The organism is Paenibacillus sp. W4I10 (assembly GCF_030816325.1).
In the GTDB taxonomy this organism is placed as follows: Bacteria; Bacillota; Bacilli; order Paenibacillales; family Paenibacillaceae; genus Paenibacillus; species Paenibacillus amylolyticus_B.
On record NZ_JAUSXX010000001.1, the window covers coordinates 1,983,635 to 2,002,354 of the forward strand.

Below are 18,720 nucleotides of genomic sequence, written 5' to 3' on the forward strand. Positions count from 1 at the left end.
CCTTTTACAACGATTGACCACCACCTATATACTGTCCTATGTGCAATTACAACTATATCTTCCTCTTCAATAAAATGCTTCGCACGAATAAGCCGATCCAATAAAGGATCAGCTTATGTTGTAACGTTTTAGACTTCGCCGCGTCTGTTCTCAACCGATTTCATACGGTTTTGATCATCTGGTACCCGGTCAACACTGAACTCTTGACCAGCTTCAACCTCACCATGACCTGAAATATTCCGCGAAAAATTAGTGAACTGTCTTTTTTGCTCATCCAGTTCATGTTTTTGCTTCAAAAGCTCTTGCGGGTCCTGTTTTGTCACTATGCTAACCTCCCATACATGAAATCATGCATTGTATTCGCACTATAGAAGTTTTCCATAAGAGAGCTGTACTTATGCATGAAGTACCGATTCCTTTCATAATATGAGTCCATACATTCACCAAACATGATATAGAACCTGTGTGACATAAAGGAGAGAACAACAGATGAAGCGGATCCTCTTGTCCTATCCTCTTAGTGTAAATACTCCCGTTTATAAAGATAACCCTCCTGTTGAGATTCAGCAGCAGTCCAGCATATATCAAGGAGATCTGTATAACCAATTTATCATCACATCTCTCAACCATAATGGAACTCATATTGACGGGCCTTGGCATTTCAATCCGCAAGGTCTAAAAATAAGCGAGATTCCAATAGACTACTTTATCTTTACTCATCCAACAATCCTCGATATTCCCAAAGGTGATGATGAACTTATTACAAAAGCTGACCTGGAGCCGTATGAACACCAGATCGCTGGCTCTGATCTACTGCTCATACGCACAGGTTTTGGAAAGTTTCGATCATCTGACCCTGTTCGTTATAGTGATCATAACCCAGGGTTTGCAGCAGATGCTGCAAGTTACCTGATGGTTTTTGATTCATTGAGAGCAGTTGGAATGGATATGATCTCTTCTGGCTCTGTGATTCATGTGGAAGAAGCTATCACTTTTCATCAGATTATGCTTGGGAAAGGTCGGGTTGATGGCAAGTTCATTCTACTTATAGAGGATATGAATTTAAACCATGATTTATCTGGAATTGAAAAGGTATATGCTGTTCCATTATATATTGAAGGTGTTGACAGTAGCTTCAGTACAGTTTTTACTGAAGCTTGATTTTTTTTATATACATATGGTAAAACAAAAACGCGCTGGCAAGAGTATTTCTCCTGTCAGCGCGTTTTTGTATGTTAGTGAATATCTTTCTTTTTGAAATTGCCGCCTCTGACTTCAGCTACATCATATACGACTACAAAAGCAGTTGGGTCAATTTCGTGAATGATATCTTTAATTTTACTCTCTTCCATCCGGTTAATGACACAAGTAATTTCCTTGAATTGCTCATTAGAGTAGCCACCGTAAGCCTCGGTATATGTTGCTCCACGGCCTAAGCGGTCCCGAATGGTTTCAACCATAATCTCAGGTTGATTCGTAATAATTTTAAATGTTTTGGAGCCGCTCAAGCCCTCTTCAACAATATGTATTACTTTAGAAGCAATGAAATACGCAAGTCCTGACAAGATCGCACCTTGCAGACCAAACACGGTAGAAACGACAATAAATACAAACATGTTGAGGAACAGAATGAGATCACTGGTTCCAAAAGGGACTTTTCGCGAAAGGAGTACAGCCAGCATATCTATGCCATCCAATGCGCCACCATTACGTAATGCAAGTCCCATACCAAAACCGATAATAATCCCGCCGACAACCGTAACAAGCAAGGTATCACCTTCAATGATGGTTGGTACATGGTGCATCAGACTGGTGCTGATTGCGAGTGAAGCAATACCGATGATCGAATATAACGCAAAGCTTTTTCCAATTTGCTTGTACCCTAGCCACACAAATGGAATGTTAATAATCCCGATGAGTATCCCCAGTGGTAATCCGAACAGTTGTGATCCTACGATACTCAGACCTGTGACACCACCATCTGAGACATTATTCGGGATCAATATGGCTTCGAGACCATATGCCGTTATAAATCCCCCAATGATAATCAATAATACTTTGGAGAGGATCTTTAACTTGTTTGATTTTTGTTTTCTGTTTTGATGCATTGCATTTCCCCCTTGATGAACAACCGATAAAAAACAGTCTATAATAAAAATCACTGTTTTGGCAATAGATCGTCATTTGTGTGTGTTAGTTCATTGTCCGATGAGCGTTCGATACGACGAAATTTTATGCTCAAGCATCTCATCTGCTGTGTTAAGTATGTGCATCTGTTTTTGAATCGACTCTTTATGCTCCTCCAGCAGCTTCAAACGATCCGCCGCCGTATGCTCTCCTTCCTGAAACAAGGACGCATACTTCTTAATGGTAGCAATGGGCATCTGAGTCTCTTTTAATTTAATTACAAATTGCAGCCATTTCAGGTGTGACTCGTTGTACCGCCTGTCTCCACTCGCATCTCGGAGAGGAGTTACAATCTGTTCCTTCTCATAATAACGCAACGTATGTGCACTGATATGGAGTAATTCTGCCACTTCACCAATGGTATGCATGGTTAACCTCCCCTCCATTTTCCCGCTTGACTTAGAGTAAGCTCTAATCAGTATAATCAACTCGTGGTCACATCACAATAAATAATGAAATCAGATCCAGGAGGAATTCCCATGAAATACACAGTGATTACCGGTGCCAGTTCGGGCATTGGATATGAAGCGGCTTTAGCTTTTGCAGCTCGTGGCAAAAATATGATTCTGGCAGCACGCAGAACCGATGAATTGGACAAATTAAAAGCAAAAGTAGCTGAAATCAATCCTGATCTGGATGTTGTCATTCGTACAGTGGATCTGTCCATTGCCGCTAATGTGCATGAATTCTATGAGAGTCTTCAGGCTTACTCCATTGAGACGTGGATTAACAATGCAGGATTCGGGAATTTTGCTTCCGTTGGCGAACAACACCTGCCCAAGATTGAGCAGATGCTTCATCTTAATATAGAAGCTCTTACGATTCTTTCTTCCCTGTATGTACGTGATTATGCAAACGTTGATGGCACACAGATCATTAATATTTCATCTGGTGGAGGATATACGATTGTAGCCGATGCAGTAACCTACTGCGCAACTAAGTTCTATGTAAGTGCCTTTACGGAAGGGCTTGCGCAAGAGTTGAAGGGCAAGAACGCAGCAATGCAAGCCAAAGTTCTCGCTCCGGCTGCAACGGAGACCGAGTTTGCGAAACATTCCTTTAATGTAGACGAGTTTGAGTATGAAGGCAGAGTTCCCAAGTTCCATACGGCGGAACAAATGGCTGGATTTTTGCTGGAGTTGTATGACAGTGAAAGTGTAGTCGGCATTGTGGATGGGTTGACGTATGACTTTGAACTAAGAGAACCGATCTTTCCATACGCTGCGAGACGTTAAACATCAGTTAACGTTAAAAAGGGAACCTGTCTCCAGGTTCCCTTCTTTGTATTTATATTCAATGCTTACTATATAATGAAGTAATTATGCCAGCCTCATTTTGAAATCCTGATATCCGAATTCACGGACAACCTCGCAATCGCCGTCTTTTCTTTTAACAGCAATCGCTGGAAGCGGCATGCCGTTGAACGTGTTGGTTTTCACCATGGAGTAAATCGCCATGTCTTCGAATACCAGACGGTCGCCTTCTTGCAAAGGCTGATCGAATGAATAATCCCCAATCACGTCACCAGACAGACAGGTTTGTCCACCTAGGCGATACAGATGAGCCTTCTCACCCACTTCTCCCGAACCGATCAGCGGCGGACGATATGGCATTTCCAGCACATCCGGCATATGACACGTTGCTGAAGTATCCAGAATAGCGATGTCCATACCGTTTTTATGGAAGTCCAGCACAGAGGTCACCAGATAACCCGCGTTCAGCGCAACAGCTTCTCCCGGCTCCAGATATACTTCCAGGCCATAGTCTTTCTGCATACGTTTGATGCATGCTTCCAGTCTTGGAATATCATAATCTTCACGTGTGATATGGTGTCCACCACCGAAGTTGATCCATTCCATTTGTGGCAGCCATTGTCCGAACTTCTCAACAACTGCGTTCAGCGTAGTCTCCAGATCATCTGAATTTTGCTGACACAGTGTGTGGAAGTGTAGTCCGGAGACACCTTCCAACAGATCTGCTTGGAAATCCTCTTGTTTCGCGCCAAAACGCGAACCCGGAGAACACGGATCGTAGATCTCGTGTCCTTCTTGGGTAGAGCATTCAGGATTGACGCGCAAGCCGACCTTACGGCCAGCCTGAAGCGCCTTATCCTTGAATTTTGCAAGCTGTGAAAAAGAATTAAAAATAATATGGTCGCAGATGGAAAGAATCTCGTCGATCTCTTCTGCGCGGTATGCCGGAGCAAAGACATGATTCTCTTTGCCCATTTCCTCGTGGCCCAGGCGTGCTTCATACAAACCACTCGCCGTAGCTCCGCTCAGGTATTCTCCAATCAGCGGATACATCGCAGTCATGGAAAATGCTTTTTGAGCGAGCACGATTTTGGCACCTGTACGCTGCATAACACCGTTCAGGATTTTCAGGTTTCTCTCGATAAGCGCCTCGTCAACAACAAAACATGGTGTCGGTAATTGCTCGAACCGCATTTTAACGAACTAGCTCCGATTCTTTAACTTCTTCTGGCAGCTCATCAACGAGTACCGGGTTGAAGTCTTCTACCCATGGGAGGCCCCATTTGTTCAACTCTTCCATGAATGGATCCGGGTTGAACTCTTCTACATTGTATACGCCTGGTTTGTTCCATTTTCCTGTCATGACCATTGCTGCGCCGATCATAGCTGGAACGCCTGTTGTGTAAGAGATCGCTTGGGAACCTACTTCTTTGTAACACTCTTGGTGATCACAGATATTGTATACATAATATGTTTTGTCTTGACCATCTTTTTTACCTTTGAAAATACAACCGATGTTTGTTTTACCTACAGTACGTGGTCCAAGGGATGCTGGATCAGGCAGTACTGCTTTCAGGAATTGCAGTGGAATAATTTGTTTACCTTCATATTCAATAGGCTCGATTGAAGTCATGCCTACATTTTCAAGAGCTTTCAAGTGAGTCAGGTAGCTTTGACCAAATGTCATGAAGAAACGGATACGTTTCAGACCTGGCATGTTTTTTGCCAAAGATTCCAATTCCTCATGGTACAACAGGTACATGTCTTTCTCGCCAACTTCTTTGAAGTCGTAGACACGTTTGATTTCCATCGGCTTCGTTTCGATCCATTCACCATTTTCCCAGTATCTACCGTTCGCAGATACTTCGCGAATGTTGATCTCAGGGTTGAAGTTAGTTGCGAACGGATAGCCGTGGTCGCCGCCATTGCAGTCCAGAATGTCGATGTACTCAATTTCGTCGAAGTAGTGCTTCAGGGCATAAGCGGAGAATACGCCTGTCACGCCTGGGTCAAATCCACTACCGAGCAATGCAGTGATGCCTGCTTGTTCAAAACGCTCTTTGTAATCCCATTGCCAGCTGTATTCGAACTTCGCTGTATCATGTGGCTCATAGTTCGCTGTGTCCATGTAATTTGTTTTCGTTGCAAGGCAAGCATCCATGATTGTCAGATCTTGATACGGCAAAGCAAGGTTCATAACGATATCCGGTTTAACTTCGTTGATCAGAGCGATCAGTTCGTCAACATTGTCAGCATCTACTTGTGCTGTTGTAATTTTTGTTTTTCCGCCGTCCAGCTTGGCTTTGAGTTCATCACATTTGGATTTTGTACGACTCGCGATGCAGATTTCCTCAAAAACTTCACTGTTTTGAACGCATTTGTGTACTGCCACGGAAGCAACGCCGCCGGCGCCGATGATTAGTGCTTTTCCCATTTTACATTCTCCTATCCCAATATGTATTTTTTTTAATTGGTTTAATTTGTTTGATACAGTAACGACAACAAGACAACAAAAAAAGCAAGGTGAAAAATGCTCGCAATCGCGCATCATCACACTTGCTTATCGATATACATCATAAAAAAGACGTGAAGTCTCCATGACCAAAAAAGTTCACAAGAACTCCTTTGGCGGAAAGCTCCTTCATGTATATCAATATTGGATCAGAGTCTATATAGCAAATAATTCGCCTTTACCACTCTTATTGACCGTTTCACAAGTTGATGTGCAATTGCACTGGTTGTAAAGTAACCAACTTATAAAATTTGAGCTTTGAACTCAATCAATAAAGCAACGTAAGTTGCCAATCGGCGTTTGACCCGGCTGTCCGTATGGCCTTAACTTCCTGGTGAAGTGGTCAAAATTATCTGCTGGAAAGCTCTAATTCATATTGATAAATTAACTTCCCAAAATCACAGGTCTTACACTATCAGACGTTGAAAAAAAAATCAAGCAATAATCAAAAAAAATTTTTTTGTCCGAATGAGGACTAAGAAAGAAATTGATATCCTTCGAATACTTTCAAGCCTTCTGCGCTCAGTAATTCCCCCACTACTTCAAGCTTTTGAGGACTTTTCTCATATACTTCTCCACACGCGATCATACTGTTGCTGCCAGCAATTTCCGCTAACTGATCATGGGCCGAATGGTTCGTTTCCTTCTTTGCGAGCTTGCAAAGCAATCTCAATGGCTTTATGCATGAATAGTTCATCTTTATTCATAAAGTTTACCTCCACAACAAAATTTATGTACTCAATTTTATGTTTTTTCATTAGCATGTTCACTCCATTGGAATGCTTCTTGCTCATACCGTTCTATCATCATTATAAATCAGGACCACCCGTCCAACGGGTGGTTTGCTCTTGGGGTATAACCCCCTGTTGCCAAACTGCGCCTAAAGACGCTAGCCTGACAGCAGGGCTGTTCAGGCTCAGTGTTATTTGTCACTTTCACTTACCAGTTAAACTGGTCTTACTTCTTTTTGCTCCGATTACTGCTGAATGGATCTTCGTATTCTTTTACACTCAGCTTATCTAACGCTTGATCATGTGCTTCTTGCTCACGAATATACTTTCTTACCGTTGCTTCATTTAGACCCACTGTACTCACATAGTACCCTTCTGCCCAAAACTTTCGATTGCCGTATTTATACTTGAGCTGGGCATGCTTCTCGAAGATCATGAGCGAACTTTTTCCCTTTAGATATCCCATGAACGTTGAGACAGCTATTTTCGGTGGAATCGCTACCAACATGTGAACATGATCGGGCATCATATGACCTTCTATAATTTCTACTCCCTTGTACTTACATAGACGTCTAAAAATTTCGATTAAGTCTTTTCTCACTTGATTATAGATTTCTTTCCGTCTATACTTCGGGGTGAATACAATGTGGTATTTGCACATCCACTTTGTGTGAGCTAGGCTGTAGCTCTTGTTTGCCATTGAAGACCATTCCTTTCTTTGAGCCTGAACATCTCAATTTTATCGGAATGGTCTTGGTGGTCAAACCTCAGGTCCCTCCACCCGCATAGCGGGTGGTTTTTTGTTTCGCGCGTTACACGCACTCAACTGGCTAAAGCCATAAATAAAGAGTATGACGACAATTCGTCATACTCCAGTGAGACACACTAAATTTATCTATTAAAATTTTACTGGTAATGATGCCAATCCCTCAGATAATAGTGAGTAGTGCCAATGAATCTCTTCCGGAGGAACACTAAGCTGAAGACCAGGAAGTCGACTTAATAGCGTAGTAAACGCTACGTCTCCCTCCACACGGGCAAGTGGAGCACCAAGACACATATGAATACCATGGCCAAAGGCCAAATGTCGTTTTATTTTGCGCTCAAGATCCAGTTCTTCAGGTTGGTTAAACTGTAACTCGTCCCGATTCGCTGATTTCAAGAGAGGAATCACAACATCTCCTTTTTTAATCCGTTGTCCATCCAGTTCCGTGTCCTGCGTTGCATATCGAGGACCTGACGAAGTCGCGGGGCCGTTATATCGTAACAACTCCTCCACCGCAGAAGGAACCAGATTCAAATCTTGTTTAAGTTGTTCCAGTTGTTCAGGATGTGTCAGAAGTAGATAAGAGCCGGTCGCAATCAGATTCGACGTTGTCTCATGTCCAGCAAATATTAATAACGTGATCATGGATATTAATTCATCTTCATTCAGTCGATCCCCCTCCTCCTCGATCACAATTAATTGACTGATGAGGTCATCGGAAGGTTCCACTCGTTTGTTCGCCACAAGCTGAGCCGTGTATTCTGCGAATGATCGCAAATGCTGCGCTACTTCAGGGTCTTGTTTACCAAAACCGAGACCTTTCGCAATAGCTTCAGACCATACATGGATCTGAGGTCGGTCTTCCTGAGGTACACCGAGCATTTCGGATATGACGTTAATTGGGAAAGGGTAGGCATAGTCTTTTACAAGATCCATCTCTCCTTTTCCTTCAAATTGATCAATTAATTCATCGGCAATTTCCTGGACACGCGGACGCAGGCTTTCCATATATCTTGGAGTGAATGCTTTGGACACTAGGCTACGCAGTCTTCGGTGATCCGGTTCATCAACAAAGAGCATCGACTTTCCGGTAAAAAAGGTCTGGGGTTCCGATGAACCAAGATCGTCTGAAAGATTCTTTCGAATATCATTGCCATTATCGATAGAGTTCATATCTACCGTAAATCGAGAGTGGTCTTTCAACACTTCCATGGCGACGTCCATCCGAGTTATAATCCAGGTTTGCTCTGCTCCACCCATTGGATTGGGAACAGGAACAACGGAGCCTCTGGATCGCATCTGTTTAAACATGGCAAATTGATCTTTAACATTTTCTTCACTAAACAAATTGAATTCTGATTTTTCCGATGTTTGGTTATTATTCATTGAAATCTTCCTTTCATAGTGAAGTTATTGAAATCTATGGAAATATATGTTCATTTCGATTATATACTACTCGTATAATTAATTTCAAATTCCGTAGTTTAAACTGCACCATTCAACTGTTATAACAACAATTAATTAATATACTAATAGTATATTAATAATAACTACAAGCATAAAAAAGCAAAAAAAGAGGTCGGCTTTGGGGCCAACCTCCAAATTAATTATGGTGCTTCACAAGTTCCAAATACCACCAACAGGCTTCGGTTAGTCTATTGGCTTCGGAGTGAAACGCACTTGATTTGTACTCTTTGTGAAATGCTTGAAGGACAACTTCGATTACAGGAATATTTAAATCCTCTTTATCCTGTAATAACGCCAAAAGTCCCTTGGAAAGTTGCTTTAATGATGTAGATTCCTTGGATTTTTGAACATTCTTGTTGAACTCATCCAATTCCTCCAACAGCTTGTCGATATCGAGACCATGATCACGGTTGCGCTCATCGGCATTCAGAAAATAAAGAGACTGAACGTCAAAAATATGTTCATTTCTTTGGTGCATTGTTCTTAATATCACTTCAATGTACGTTAATACTTTTGGAACAACTTCGCTCCAAACCGGTTTTTGAGTATTTAGACTTCTTGAGGTGTTGGCAATCTGATGTAGTATGCCATAGCACAATATTGCACCTTCGTTAGCATATAAGCTGATGTCTTTTCCATACACCTGAATCAAGCGTGTAGACAGCCAGTTTAGATGCACTTTAGCCAGTTTCGCTGAGTTGATCTCTCCGGCGTAAAAACCAGTCCAATACAATTCCCACACTCGCTCTTTGTCAGGTCCAGACATGGGAATGGCAATCTGATCAACAAGCAGAGCATAATCCGAAGTATAATGATTTTGTTCAAGTTCCTTGCGAATGAAAACATCCTCCTGCATACGCTGATCAATAATCGAATATAAACAGTCTTCTTTCGAACTGAAGAATTTGTAGAATGTACCTTTGGATACACCTGATTGATCCAGGATCATCTGGATTGTTGTATTTGCATAGCTATGCTCTAAAAATAGTGCAAGTGCTGTTTCCAATAAACTTTGTTTACGACTACTCATTTTCCATCATCGCCCCAGGTTTTTATCTGATTTTATCATTCATTCCTCAGGAGTTGAAGCATTGGTTCATAGTATAGCCGTCATATAAAATATTTGCACAATGAGTAAATTTGCACAATGAGCAACTTGTTGTTATGATAAACCTCACAAAGTGCATATTCAGTAAGTGTGCTCTTCTTAAAAAACAAACCATAGTCATCGGTATTGGAGGTGAACGCATAAGCGGAGAATAATGATCAAACGAAACTTGCGACATTTGAAGAAAGAAGCAACTGAAAAAGCACTTGCTAGTGCTGCATTTGAACTTACCCTTGAACATGGGCTTGATGGCTTTACGGTCGAAGATATTGTGCATCAGGTGGGTTGTTCACGTAGAACATTTGCAAACTACTTCACATGTAAAGAAGAAGCCGTAGCAAGAGGCGCAATATCCGTTCAGAATACAACGGAACTCGAAGAGTTACTTACCGAAATGCCCGACAACGTCTCCTTGCTTGACGTACTGTATAACCTGATCAAGATGCAGCTTACAACAGAACTAATTGGAAGACTTCATCAGCTGCTCTCGCTATCCCAGACTTATCCCGTGCTTGAACCGCATTACCTTGGAGCCATGCACCGGATGCAGACGCAGGCACAAGATACCTTATTAGACTTATCTAACGGGAAGTATGACGAGATCTATACTTATCTTTTGATCAACGCACTATATGGAACAATACTGCCATTAATTGATGGAAGACTTAATGTGTTACTGCCCGGACAAGTCATTACTGAAGATACCAAGCCCGGCACTTTGACATTCGATCAATTTTTGGAAACCACGTTTAATCATTTACGGGCAGGATTCGAACATGCCAACCATCCACATTCATCATAGAGGAGTGTAAAATAGAGAAATGTCTACATTATTATACAGAGTGGGGAAAACCGCTTTTAGCAAACCTGCAACCTTCATTATTGGCTGGGTTTTAATTCTGGGAATTGTCATCTCCATGATCAGCATCAATGGTATTCACATCAGTTCTGAGATGAAGATTGAAGGCACAGAGTCGCAGAAGGTTCTGGATCAATTGGCAAAAGAATTGCCAGCCGCCTCCGGCGGTCAAGGAAGTGTTGTGTTCAAAGCACCGGACAACGAGCGTTTGGATACGCCTGAACGTTTGGCTGCCATGATGAAAGGTGTTAATGAAGTTTACGCATTAGACAAAGTCCTTAACCCTGCGGATTATGCAGCTGAAGCGAGTAATTCAGGGGCTTCTGCTGAGATGGCTCAGAATGCTCAGTCTGCGGGTGCGGCTCAATCCGCAACAACCACACCTCCTCCCTATGGACCTTTGATGGTGGATGGTGTTCCTGTACCTGGTATGCTGATCTCCTCAGACGGCAGTATCGCACTGTTCCAGTTCCAATTTACAATCGAGCAGTCTGCCATAACGCAGGATATATTTGATTCCGTTATTCAATCGGTTATGACGGTAGAGAAAGGAACCAACATTACGGTCTTGCCAGGCGAAACGCTCAAAGCGGTATCGATTGGGGTCGGCTCCGCAGAGATTGTTGGACTGGTCATTGCGGTAATCGTATTGTTGATCACGCTTGGCTCCGTCGTTGCAGCAGGTCTGCCTCTGATCACTGCACTACTGGGTGTTGCGATCGGAGTAGGTGGAGCATTCTCAATCTCCAAATTCATCGAAATGCCAAGTGTCACTTCCGTCCTGGCTCTCATGGTTGGATTGGCTGTTGGAATCGATTACGCTCTCTTCATTGTTAATCGCCAACGTCGAATGATTATTGATCAAGGCTTGAGCGCAAAAGAAGCAACGGCCAGAGCCATTGGTACATCGGGCAGCGCAGTATTTTTTGCCGGATTAACCGTCATTATTGCACTGTGCGGTATGCTTGTCATCGGTCTCACATTCTTGTCTACGATGGCTTTGGTCGCAGCTGCCACCGTGCTCATCAACGTATTCGTTGCTTTAACCCTGTTGCCAGCTTTACTCGGATTGGTAGGAGAACGCATCTGTTCCGCCAAAGCTCGTGAGAAAAGCGCAAAACATCCTAAAGCCACTAGCCACGGAGTCGCGGATAGATGGGTGAAATTCGTTATCAAGAATCGTTGGGCTACCATTATCGCCATCATCGTCATTCTTGGTTTTGCCGCGACGCCGATCACCAAAATGGAAATGGGTATCCCCGGCGCTTCCTCAGCGAATCTGGATACAACTGCAAGACAAAGTTATGATGCCATCTCCGAAGGCTTCGGAGAAGGATTCAACGGACCCCTTATTCTGGTCGCAGAGCCTAATCAATCTTCCGCAAAAGTTACACCGGAACTCTTGGGCGGTCTGATGATGGAACTTCAAGGTCAAAACAACGTTGCACAAGTCACACCGCTTGGTATGACAGAAGATTTAGCTATTTTCAGTCTCATTCCAAAAACGGGTCCTAACGATAATCTCACTAAAACACTGGTAACTGATCTACGTGCGGCTGATTCCAGCATCGCACAGACCTATGATGTGAAACTCGGAGTTACTGGACTCACAGCTGTTAACATCGATATGTCAGCCAAACTGGCGCAGGTGTTCCCTATTTATGTAGGCATCATAATCCTGCTCTCGCTGATCATCCTGTTACTCGTATTCCGTTCGATCATCGTTCCCATCAAAGCAACGATTGGCTTCCTGCTTAGTATCCTGGCTACATTCGGGATCACAACTGCTGTATTCCAATGGGGCTGGCTGCATTCGCTCTTTGGTTTCGATACCGGCGGCCCGTTGCTGAGCTTTATGCCGATCATCGTGACAGGTATCCTGTATGGCCTCGCGATGGACTATCAAGTTTTCCTTGTTAGCTCCATGCGGGAATCCTATGTGCATGGTCATCGCGGGACTGAATCCGTCGTTCATGGATACAATCAGGTAAGTCGCGTGGTTGTTGCCGCAGCAGTGATTATGGTCTCTGTATTTGCAGGATTTATATTCACCGATGATGTCATGATCAAGCAGATTGGTTTCACTTTGGCTGTAGGCATTCTGATTGATGCTTTTATCATCCGTATGGGCTTGGTCCCTGCCATCATGGCTATTTTCGGAGACAAAGCTTGGGCACTTCCAAAATGGCTGGATCGCATTCTGCCAAACCTGGATGTTGAAGGCGAGAAGCTGATTGCTTCCCTGAGTGCTGAAGAGCATGCCAACACGAAGTCTGGATTAAAATAATCCTGCCAATAGAATGGTGATACCATGATTACTTCACGATTCCATTTACCAATACTAGGACCTCCTCTGTTTTTATAAACAGGAGGTCTTTTTTCTTTTTCACATTTTATGCGGTTATGTCTTCAATATGGATATTATATCGTGCGGATTTAGAAGCATTAACAAACGCCGCAAATAACTTTTGACTATAGTCATCTACTTTATAGCTGTACTCTGGATGCCACTGCACAGCCAAAATAAATGAACGGTTTGGCATGACCGCGGATTCGACGAGTCCATCTTCAGCGACGGCCACGGCCGTTAACTTATCCGATAACATCTTGATACCCTGATGGTGATAGCTGTTTACTTTTATCGTATCGGATTGCAAGATATCGTATAGGATATTATTTTCCTCAATATGTACATCATGTACAAGATCTGTATACGGCGGACTTTGCTTATGATTAACGATCTTGTTCCCATGAAGTTGAAGGCTAGTCGGAATGTCTTGATATAACGTTCCACCCAACATAACGTTAAATAGCTGCAGTCCACGGCATATGCCAAAGGCAGGCTTATCAAGTTCGATTACCTTTTGTAATAATATCGACTCCATCATATCGCGTTCAATACATAACTCTCCACAGGTAACCTCTGCATGCTCATGATACAGCTCAGGATTGAGATCATGTCCCCCGGTGAACAGGAACCCATCGAACTCATTAGCCAACGTTGCAATGATCTCGGTATCCGTTGTCAAAGGCAGCATAATTGGAATCCCACCTGCTCCTTCTATGGCGTTCATATAATCTGGAAGCATCCAGTAACTTTTTTTGTCAGTATCATACAAAGGCAGTACACCGATCATGGGCTTTTTCATGGCTTTACCTCCCAGCTTTTCATTCATTTTATCAGATCTCTTCATATATAAATTCACTGAATTATTGCATTATCCTACCTCTATCATCTACGATCCCGTTTCATCCGGAATGCGTGGAAAACTAAAAAACCAAACAAAGCCGCATAACAGCGACTTTGTTTGTAGTTCCAATCCCATATATATGCATTCATCCGTTTAGTTTAAACATCATCTCATCTAGGCTGCTTTTACAGTGGTTGCTTCGTCTGAATTCACTTGGATGGAACGCTGGCATATCAGGGTAACGACAAAAGCCAGCAAGGCAAGCATCACAGCAACTGGAGGCACCCACTGGACACCACCCATATTGACGGCAATTCCCCCGACGCCGGAGCCTAACGCTATACCCACATTGGCTGCCACGGGCAGGAGTGTAGATGCAAATGCTTTGGACCCCGGCGCGATCGCTCCAGACACATCAAACAAATATAACTGGGAAGCAGCACTCATGGAGGATGACACACATCCAATCAGAAACAGGAATGCCAAGCCGATCCACAGATTGGAAACGGCAAAACTCATGCCCAGGAAGAGGATTGCTTGGATTACGAAAAGCCCCTTGAGCTTGGGCAGGAAGTCACCCTTGGCTATTCTGGCACCAATCCAGTTACTCAGGATGCTGCAGGCTCCATAGATCAGGAGTATGGCACTAATCCATTGTACTGGCACACCCATCGTCTCACTCAGGAGTGGCGTAATGTACGTAAAAACGACGAAAATACAGCTGTTTCCCAGTACAGGGATCAGACAGGCCAGCAATATCCGTGGCTTCACAAAGAGAGACATCTGATCACTGAACGAACCTGCAATCGTTGTTGTTTGGCGTGGCAGAATACGAAACATGAATACCAGCGGCACAACACCTATGCATGCTGTAACAACAAACGTCATGGACCAGCTCAGATGTTGTCCGATAAATGTACCGAGCGGTACACCTAACACATTTGCAATTGAAAATCCGCCCAAAATCCAGGCGATAGCTTCCCCTCTTCGCTCCCGGTTCACTGCGTCGCTTACAATCGAGATCGAAAGTGATATCGTAAGTCCACAAGCAACGGCCGACACAATGCGAATGGCCATCAGTGAAGAGAACGTTGTTGAGAACACGGTCAATAGATTTAATGCCAACACGATTGCAAATCCAATCAATATGGAACTCCTTCTGGATATTTTGGCCAAGAAGGCCACAGCAAATGGTGTACCCACTGCGTATGCGATCGCAAAACCGGAGACAAGCATACCCGCAGCAGCAAGTGATACTTCCATGTAACTTTCAATTTCCTTCAACACACCCACGATGACATACTCGGTTGTTCCCAGTACAAAGCTAACAAGCGTAAGCGTTAAAATAAGTAGGTTCTCTCTATTTCTAGTCATAAATCAATACTCACTAATCCTTTCTATTGTTGCAAGCGCTTCATTTCTGTCTACGATCATTAGTTCATGTATTTTCTGCTTTCCCATCCCTTCACTTTCGATATATAGTACATTTTGGATAGTGAAATTGTACTGTCAGATACACCCTGGCGACAATCAAGGTTGTTGTGGTTTTATTGCAAAACATTATATATGTTGTCATTTCAACACAGACTTTCATTACTGATTCTGAAGGGAAGACATAGATGAATACACACCACGAATTCGGCCAACTGCATCCAAATCGAGATTGCACCATTATTTATGTAGGAAAACTGGCCGACAATCCCCATTGGAGCTTTCCGACGCATAAACATGACGATCTGCATGAGATTATCTACGTAACTGAAGGCAAAGGATTGTTCACCATTGACGGCACCAAACACTGGGCTCAAAAAGGTGACATGCTCATATATAACAAGGGTACTCTTCACGAGGAGAAGTCCAATCCTGAATACCCGTTATCCACTTTTTATTGCGGCTTTCGTTTTACAGAAGGCACCCAGACCCCTGAGGATTGGGTCATTCCTCCCTCTAACAATCCGATCATTCGAGCCAACCGATATTCCGATGAGCTCCATTCGTTAATGCAGACTCTCTTTAATGAATTTTCAATCCGGGAACATGGATACGAGTCGATCTCTGGGCATGTGCTGAAAGCAATACTTCTAATCATCGATCGGCAGTCCCGTCAACAGCTTCCTAGTGGGGAGATCGTTGAGAGCAATACCCTTGCTGAGAGCATTAAAGACTATTTGGATACCAACTATCGGCAAAACATTAAACTCAAAGAATTGGCAGATCAATTTCATATCGATTTTTATTACTTAATTCATATGTATAAAAATCACTATGGCACTTCTCCTTATCATTACCTGATTCAACGAAGAATGGGTGAAGCTACCCGATTATTAGTTTCAACCAACAAAAAAATATGGGAAATTGCCAAACTGGTCGGTTACGATAACCCCAATTACTTTACGATTTTATTTACCAAAACGGTTGGTGAATCACCACGAAGTTTCCGAAAAAAGAATCAAAAGGATATGTTCGGGGATGAGGCGTCACATTGTTACTAATCTCACTAAATGCAAAAAGGCCCTCCATTTGGAGAGCGCCTTTTGCTTAACACGTTTCCTTACACATTTACTTACTTCTACTCTAGAGCTTAAACCGGCGAACCAATTCTTGCATGTTCTCAGCTGTTTTGGATAGCTGTGCAGATGATGCGGATATCTCCTGCATCGCCGCCATTTGTTCTTGGGCTGCTGCTGAAGTTGTCTGAGCACTGTCAGCCGACACTTTAGAGATATGACTCATCGCGGCAACGGTAGCCGAGACTTCTTCCGTACTGGCTGACAACTGTTCGGAGACAGCGGAAATATCCTGAATTTGATCCACGATATGCGTTGTATATTGTTCAATGTTGGATATGGTTGCAGAAGCTTCTTGGCTGATCCGCATTCCTTCACCGACTTGATTACGAACTTTATCATTCATAAGAGATGTGGATTTGGCAATCAGATCAAGCATTTTGCCAATGGTAGCACCAATCTCGTCCGCACTTTGTTTGGATTGCATCGATAACGTGCGCACCTCACCAGCAACGACAGCAAAACCTTTTCCGTGTTCTCCTGCTCTTGATGCTTCAATAGAAGCATTCAGTGACAGAAGATTGGTTTGCCGAGAGATATCCGCAATGGCTTCATTCATTCGATTGGCTTCAGCGGATAGACTGGACAGCTCGTTAATCAATGCCGAGGTTTCTTCAACAGCTCCGAGAATATGTTCCATTTGTGCTCCGACCTGGTTTATGGTTTTGCCACCGTTAGCGACAGCGCGCTCCGTCTCTTCAGCCGAATCCACAATCGCACTCGCAGATTCTGCAATTGTACTGATGCCTCTCGCCATCTCTTCTACGGCATTCGCGGTTTGTTCCGAATTTTCCGCCCCAACGATAGCTGATTCCGCAGTCTGGTGCATGGTTTCCGCCACATGTTGAACCGATTGGGTGGTTTGTTCTGTACTTTCCTGAATCATTTGGGAAGAGTGGCTTAACAACGATGACGTCTGATGAAGTTCAGCAACCACTGATTGAAGGGAGATGGTCATTTGGTCAAAATCATTGGCCAATATACCAAATTCGTTTTCTGTTTTAAGATTAACCCGTTCCGACAGATTCCCTTCGCTTACACTGCGGGTTGCCTTTCGCAGTTTTTGCATGGGTACAATAAAAGATCTCAGAATGAAGAAAATAATTACACCGGCAATCAATACAGATATAGCAATGACAGTTAGACTCGATACCATAATGGGTTTCGCTGCTGCGATAAAATCTTCATGGCCCATCAAAGCAATGACATTCCAACCCGTCAAAGCATTAACACCGTTATATACCTCCAGATCATACGCCAGATCCGTTCTGACAAATTGGGAAAATGCCATCGGTTCATCTGAACTTGAAGCCGTATTCGGATGGACTGGAATTCCCTCGATGAGTGCTCCGCCAAGCTCTCCTCCCCCACCGTTTACAATGGCACCAGACCAAGCCACGATGGTTCGATTGGAGTCCACCACAATCAGACTCCCATTACCTCCGACATCCACAATCGATATTTCATTTGCTAATCGCTCCAGATCAAGTTTAATACTTGCTACACCTTGTTCATTTGACAGAGCTTTTGAAATCTCTACATAAATCTTCCCGGATACCGAATCTTTCATAATACTCGAAAAATAGAGTGATCCATTGTTACTTATACCATTGGTGTACCATTCTGTGCTGCGTGGATCATATGTTGCATCCTCAATTGCTGGAGAAGATATAACACTGCCTTGGTCGTTGCCTACGGTTATGGCAATAATATCAGGGTATGTATCAGCTAACTGGTCGATTCCTACTTGTATTACTTCGTTGTTCGCCTGACTGGGATCGGAGCCATACATGCTGTCTATGTAACTCAATAATTCTGCTTTTTCCCCCACCAGATTGTTAATATGTTGTCCGGTCATCGTTAATATTGTATTGATGGGATCGGTCATTTTTTGTTGTACCTGATCTTTAGCACTATGATACGAGAAATATCCGATAAGTGCAGTTGGGATAATAAGCACCGCAAGGAAAGCTGCAATGAGTCGAGTGCTCATTAATCGTAAACCAGCTCCTCCTTTCTTATAAAATGACCTTTTTTTCTTTTCCTTTTTCAAGTTCAATCTTCCTCTCTTTATTTATT

17 protein-coding genes are annotated in these 18,720 nt (G+C 43.2%); 5 read left to right on the forward strand and 12 right to left on the reverse strand.

Translation table 11 applies throughout. The features are described 5' to 3' along the window. Positions 1-128: 128 nt before the first annotated feature. A complete protein-coding gene (locus tag QF049_RS08810) occupies positions 129-323 on the reverse strand; it encodes a hypothetical protein (RefSeq protein WP_017688524.1) in 195 nt (64 codons plus the stop codon). 166 nt (positions 324-489) lie between these two features. On the opposite strand from QF049_RS08810, the gene QF049_RS08815 reads away from it, so the two are divergent. Next, positions 490-1,161 carry a cyclase family protein gene (locus tag QF049_RS08815; RefSeq protein WP_307536634.1) on the forward strand — a complete coding sequence of 224 codons (672 nt, stop codon included), beginning with the start codon at positions 490-492 and terminating at the stop codon, positions 1,159-1,161. A 74-nt stretch (positions 1,162-1,235) separates the two neighbouring features. On the opposite strand, the gene QF049_RS08820 is transcribed toward QF049_RS08815, so the two are convergent. Together QF049_RS08820 and QF049_RS08825 are read right to left on the reverse strand one after the other, a co-directional pair. Beyond that, positions 1,236-2,108 carry a YitT family protein gene (locus QF049_RS08820; RefSeq protein WP_124114666.1) on the reverse strand — a complete coding sequence of 291 codons (873 nt, stop codon included), beginning with the start codon at positions 2,106-2,108 and terminating at the stop codon, positions 1,236-1,238. 90 nt (positions 2,109-2,198) lie between these two features. Beyond that, positions 2,199-2,555: a MerR family transcriptional regulator gene (locus QF049_RS08825; RefSeq protein WP_091030600.1), complete on the reverse strand. Its 357-nt coding sequence runs from the start codon at positions 2,553-2,555 to the stop codon at positions 2,199-2,201. Positions 2,556-2,666: 111 nt separating this feature from the next. On the opposite strand from QF049_RS08825, the gene QF049_RS08830 reads away from it, so the two are divergent. Then, positions 2,667-3,422 (forward strand): SDR family NAD(P)-dependent oxidoreductase, encoded by a 756-nt coding sequence (locus QF049_RS08830; protein ID WP_307536638.1) that lies wholly within the window; start codon positions 2,667-2,669, stop codon positions 3,420-3,422. Positions 3,423-3,506: 84 nt separating this feature from the next. Here QF049_RS08830 and nspC read toward each other — a convergent pair whose 3' ends face one another. From nspC to QF049_RS08860, 6 genes are all read right to left on the reverse strand, one after another. After that, a complete protein-coding gene (gene nspC / locus QF049_RS08835; RefSeq protein WP_307536640.1) occupies positions 3,507-4,634 on the reverse strand; it encodes a carboxynorspermidine decarboxylase in 1,128 nt (375 codons plus the stop codon). Between the two features lies 1 nt (position 4,635). Then, complete coding sequence (locus QF049_RS08840) at positions 4,636-5,874, reverse strand: saccharopine dehydrogenase family protein (RefSeq protein ID WP_017688530.1); 1,239 nt, start codon at positions 5,872-5,874, stop codon at positions 4,636-4,638. 698 nt (positions 5,875-6,572) lie between these two features. Next, positions 6,573-6,746, reverse strand: coding sequence for a hypothetical protein (locus tag QF049_RS08845; RefSeq protein WP_307536643.1), 174 nt, complete (start codon positions 6,744-6,746; stop codon positions 6,573-6,575). A gap of 163 nt (positions 6,747-6,909) precedes the next feature. Beyond that, the gene (gene tnpA / locus QF049_RS08850; RefSeq protein WP_307536646.1) at positions 6,910-7,383 is read right to left on the reverse strand and encodes an IS200/IS605 family transposase; all 474 of its coding nucleotides are present in this window, start codon (positions 7,381-7,383) and stop codon (positions 6,910-6,912) included. Between the two features lie 198 nt (positions 7,384-7,581). After that, positions 7,582-8,835 (reverse strand): cytochrome P450 family protein, encoded by a 1,254-nt coding sequence (locus QF049_RS08855; protein WP_307536649.1) that lies wholly within the window; start codon positions 8,833-8,835, stop codon positions 7,582-7,584. A 217-nt stretch (positions 8,836-9,052) separates the two neighbouring features. Then, a complete protein-coding gene (locus tag QF049_RS08860; protein WP_307536651.1) occupies positions 9,053-9,946 on the reverse strand; it encodes a TetR/AcrR family transcriptional regulator in 894 nt (297 codons plus the stop codon). 232 nt (positions 9,947-10,178) lie between these two features. On the opposite strand from QF049_RS08860, the gene QF049_RS08865 reads away from it, so the two are divergent. Both QF049_RS08865 and QF049_RS08870 read left to right on the forward strand, forming a co-directional pair. Beyond that, positions 10,179-10,826: a TetR/AcrR family transcriptional regulator gene (locus QF049_RS08865; protein ID WP_307536653.1), complete on the forward strand. Its 648-nt coding sequence runs from the start codon at positions 10,179-10,181 to the stop codon at positions 10,824-10,826. Positions 10,827-10,845: 19 nt separating this feature from the next. Next, the gene (locus tag QF049_RS08870) at positions 10,846-13,170 is read left to right on the forward strand and encodes an MMPL family transporter (RefSeq protein ID WP_307536656.1); all 2,325 of its coding nucleotides are present in this window, start codon (positions 10,846-10,848) and stop codon (positions 13,168-13,170) included. Between the two features lie 106 nt (positions 13,171-13,276). Here QF049_RS08870 and QF049_RS08875 read toward each other — a convergent pair whose 3' ends face one another. Continuing rightward, the gene (locus QF049_RS08875; RefSeq protein WP_307536658.1) at positions 13,277-14,032 is read right to left on the reverse strand and encodes a gamma-glutamyl-gamma-aminobutyrate hydrolase family protein; all 756 of its coding nucleotides are present in this window, start codon (positions 14,030-14,032) and stop codon (positions 13,277-13,279) included. Positions 14,033-14,248: 216 nt separating this feature from the next. Continuing rightward, the gene (locus QF049_RS08880; protein WP_307536660.1) at positions 14,249-15,448 is read right to left on the reverse strand and encodes an MFS transporter; all 1,200 of its coding nucleotides are present in this window, start codon (positions 15,446-15,448) and stop codon (positions 14,249-14,251) included. 245 nt (positions 15,449-15,693) lie between these two features. On the opposite strand from QF049_RS08880, the gene QF049_RS08885 reads away from it, so the two are divergent. Then, the gene (locus QF049_RS08885; RefSeq protein ID WP_307536662.1) at positions 15,694-16,566 is read left to right on the forward strand and encodes a helix-turn-helix transcriptional regulator; all 873 of its coding nucleotides are present in this window, start codon (positions 15,694-15,696) and stop codon (positions 16,564-16,566) included. 82 nt (positions 16,567-16,648) lie between these two features. Here the strand turns inward: QF049_RS08885 and QF049_RS08890 are convergent, their stop codons facing one another. Beyond that, positions 16,649-18,634 carry a methyl-accepting chemotaxis protein gene (locus tag QF049_RS08890; RefSeq protein ID WP_307536664.1) on the reverse strand — a complete coding sequence of 662 codons (1,986 nt, stop codon included), beginning with the start codon at positions 18,632-18,634 and terminating at the stop codon, positions 16,649-16,651. Positions 18,635-18,720: the final 86 nt, after the last annotated feature.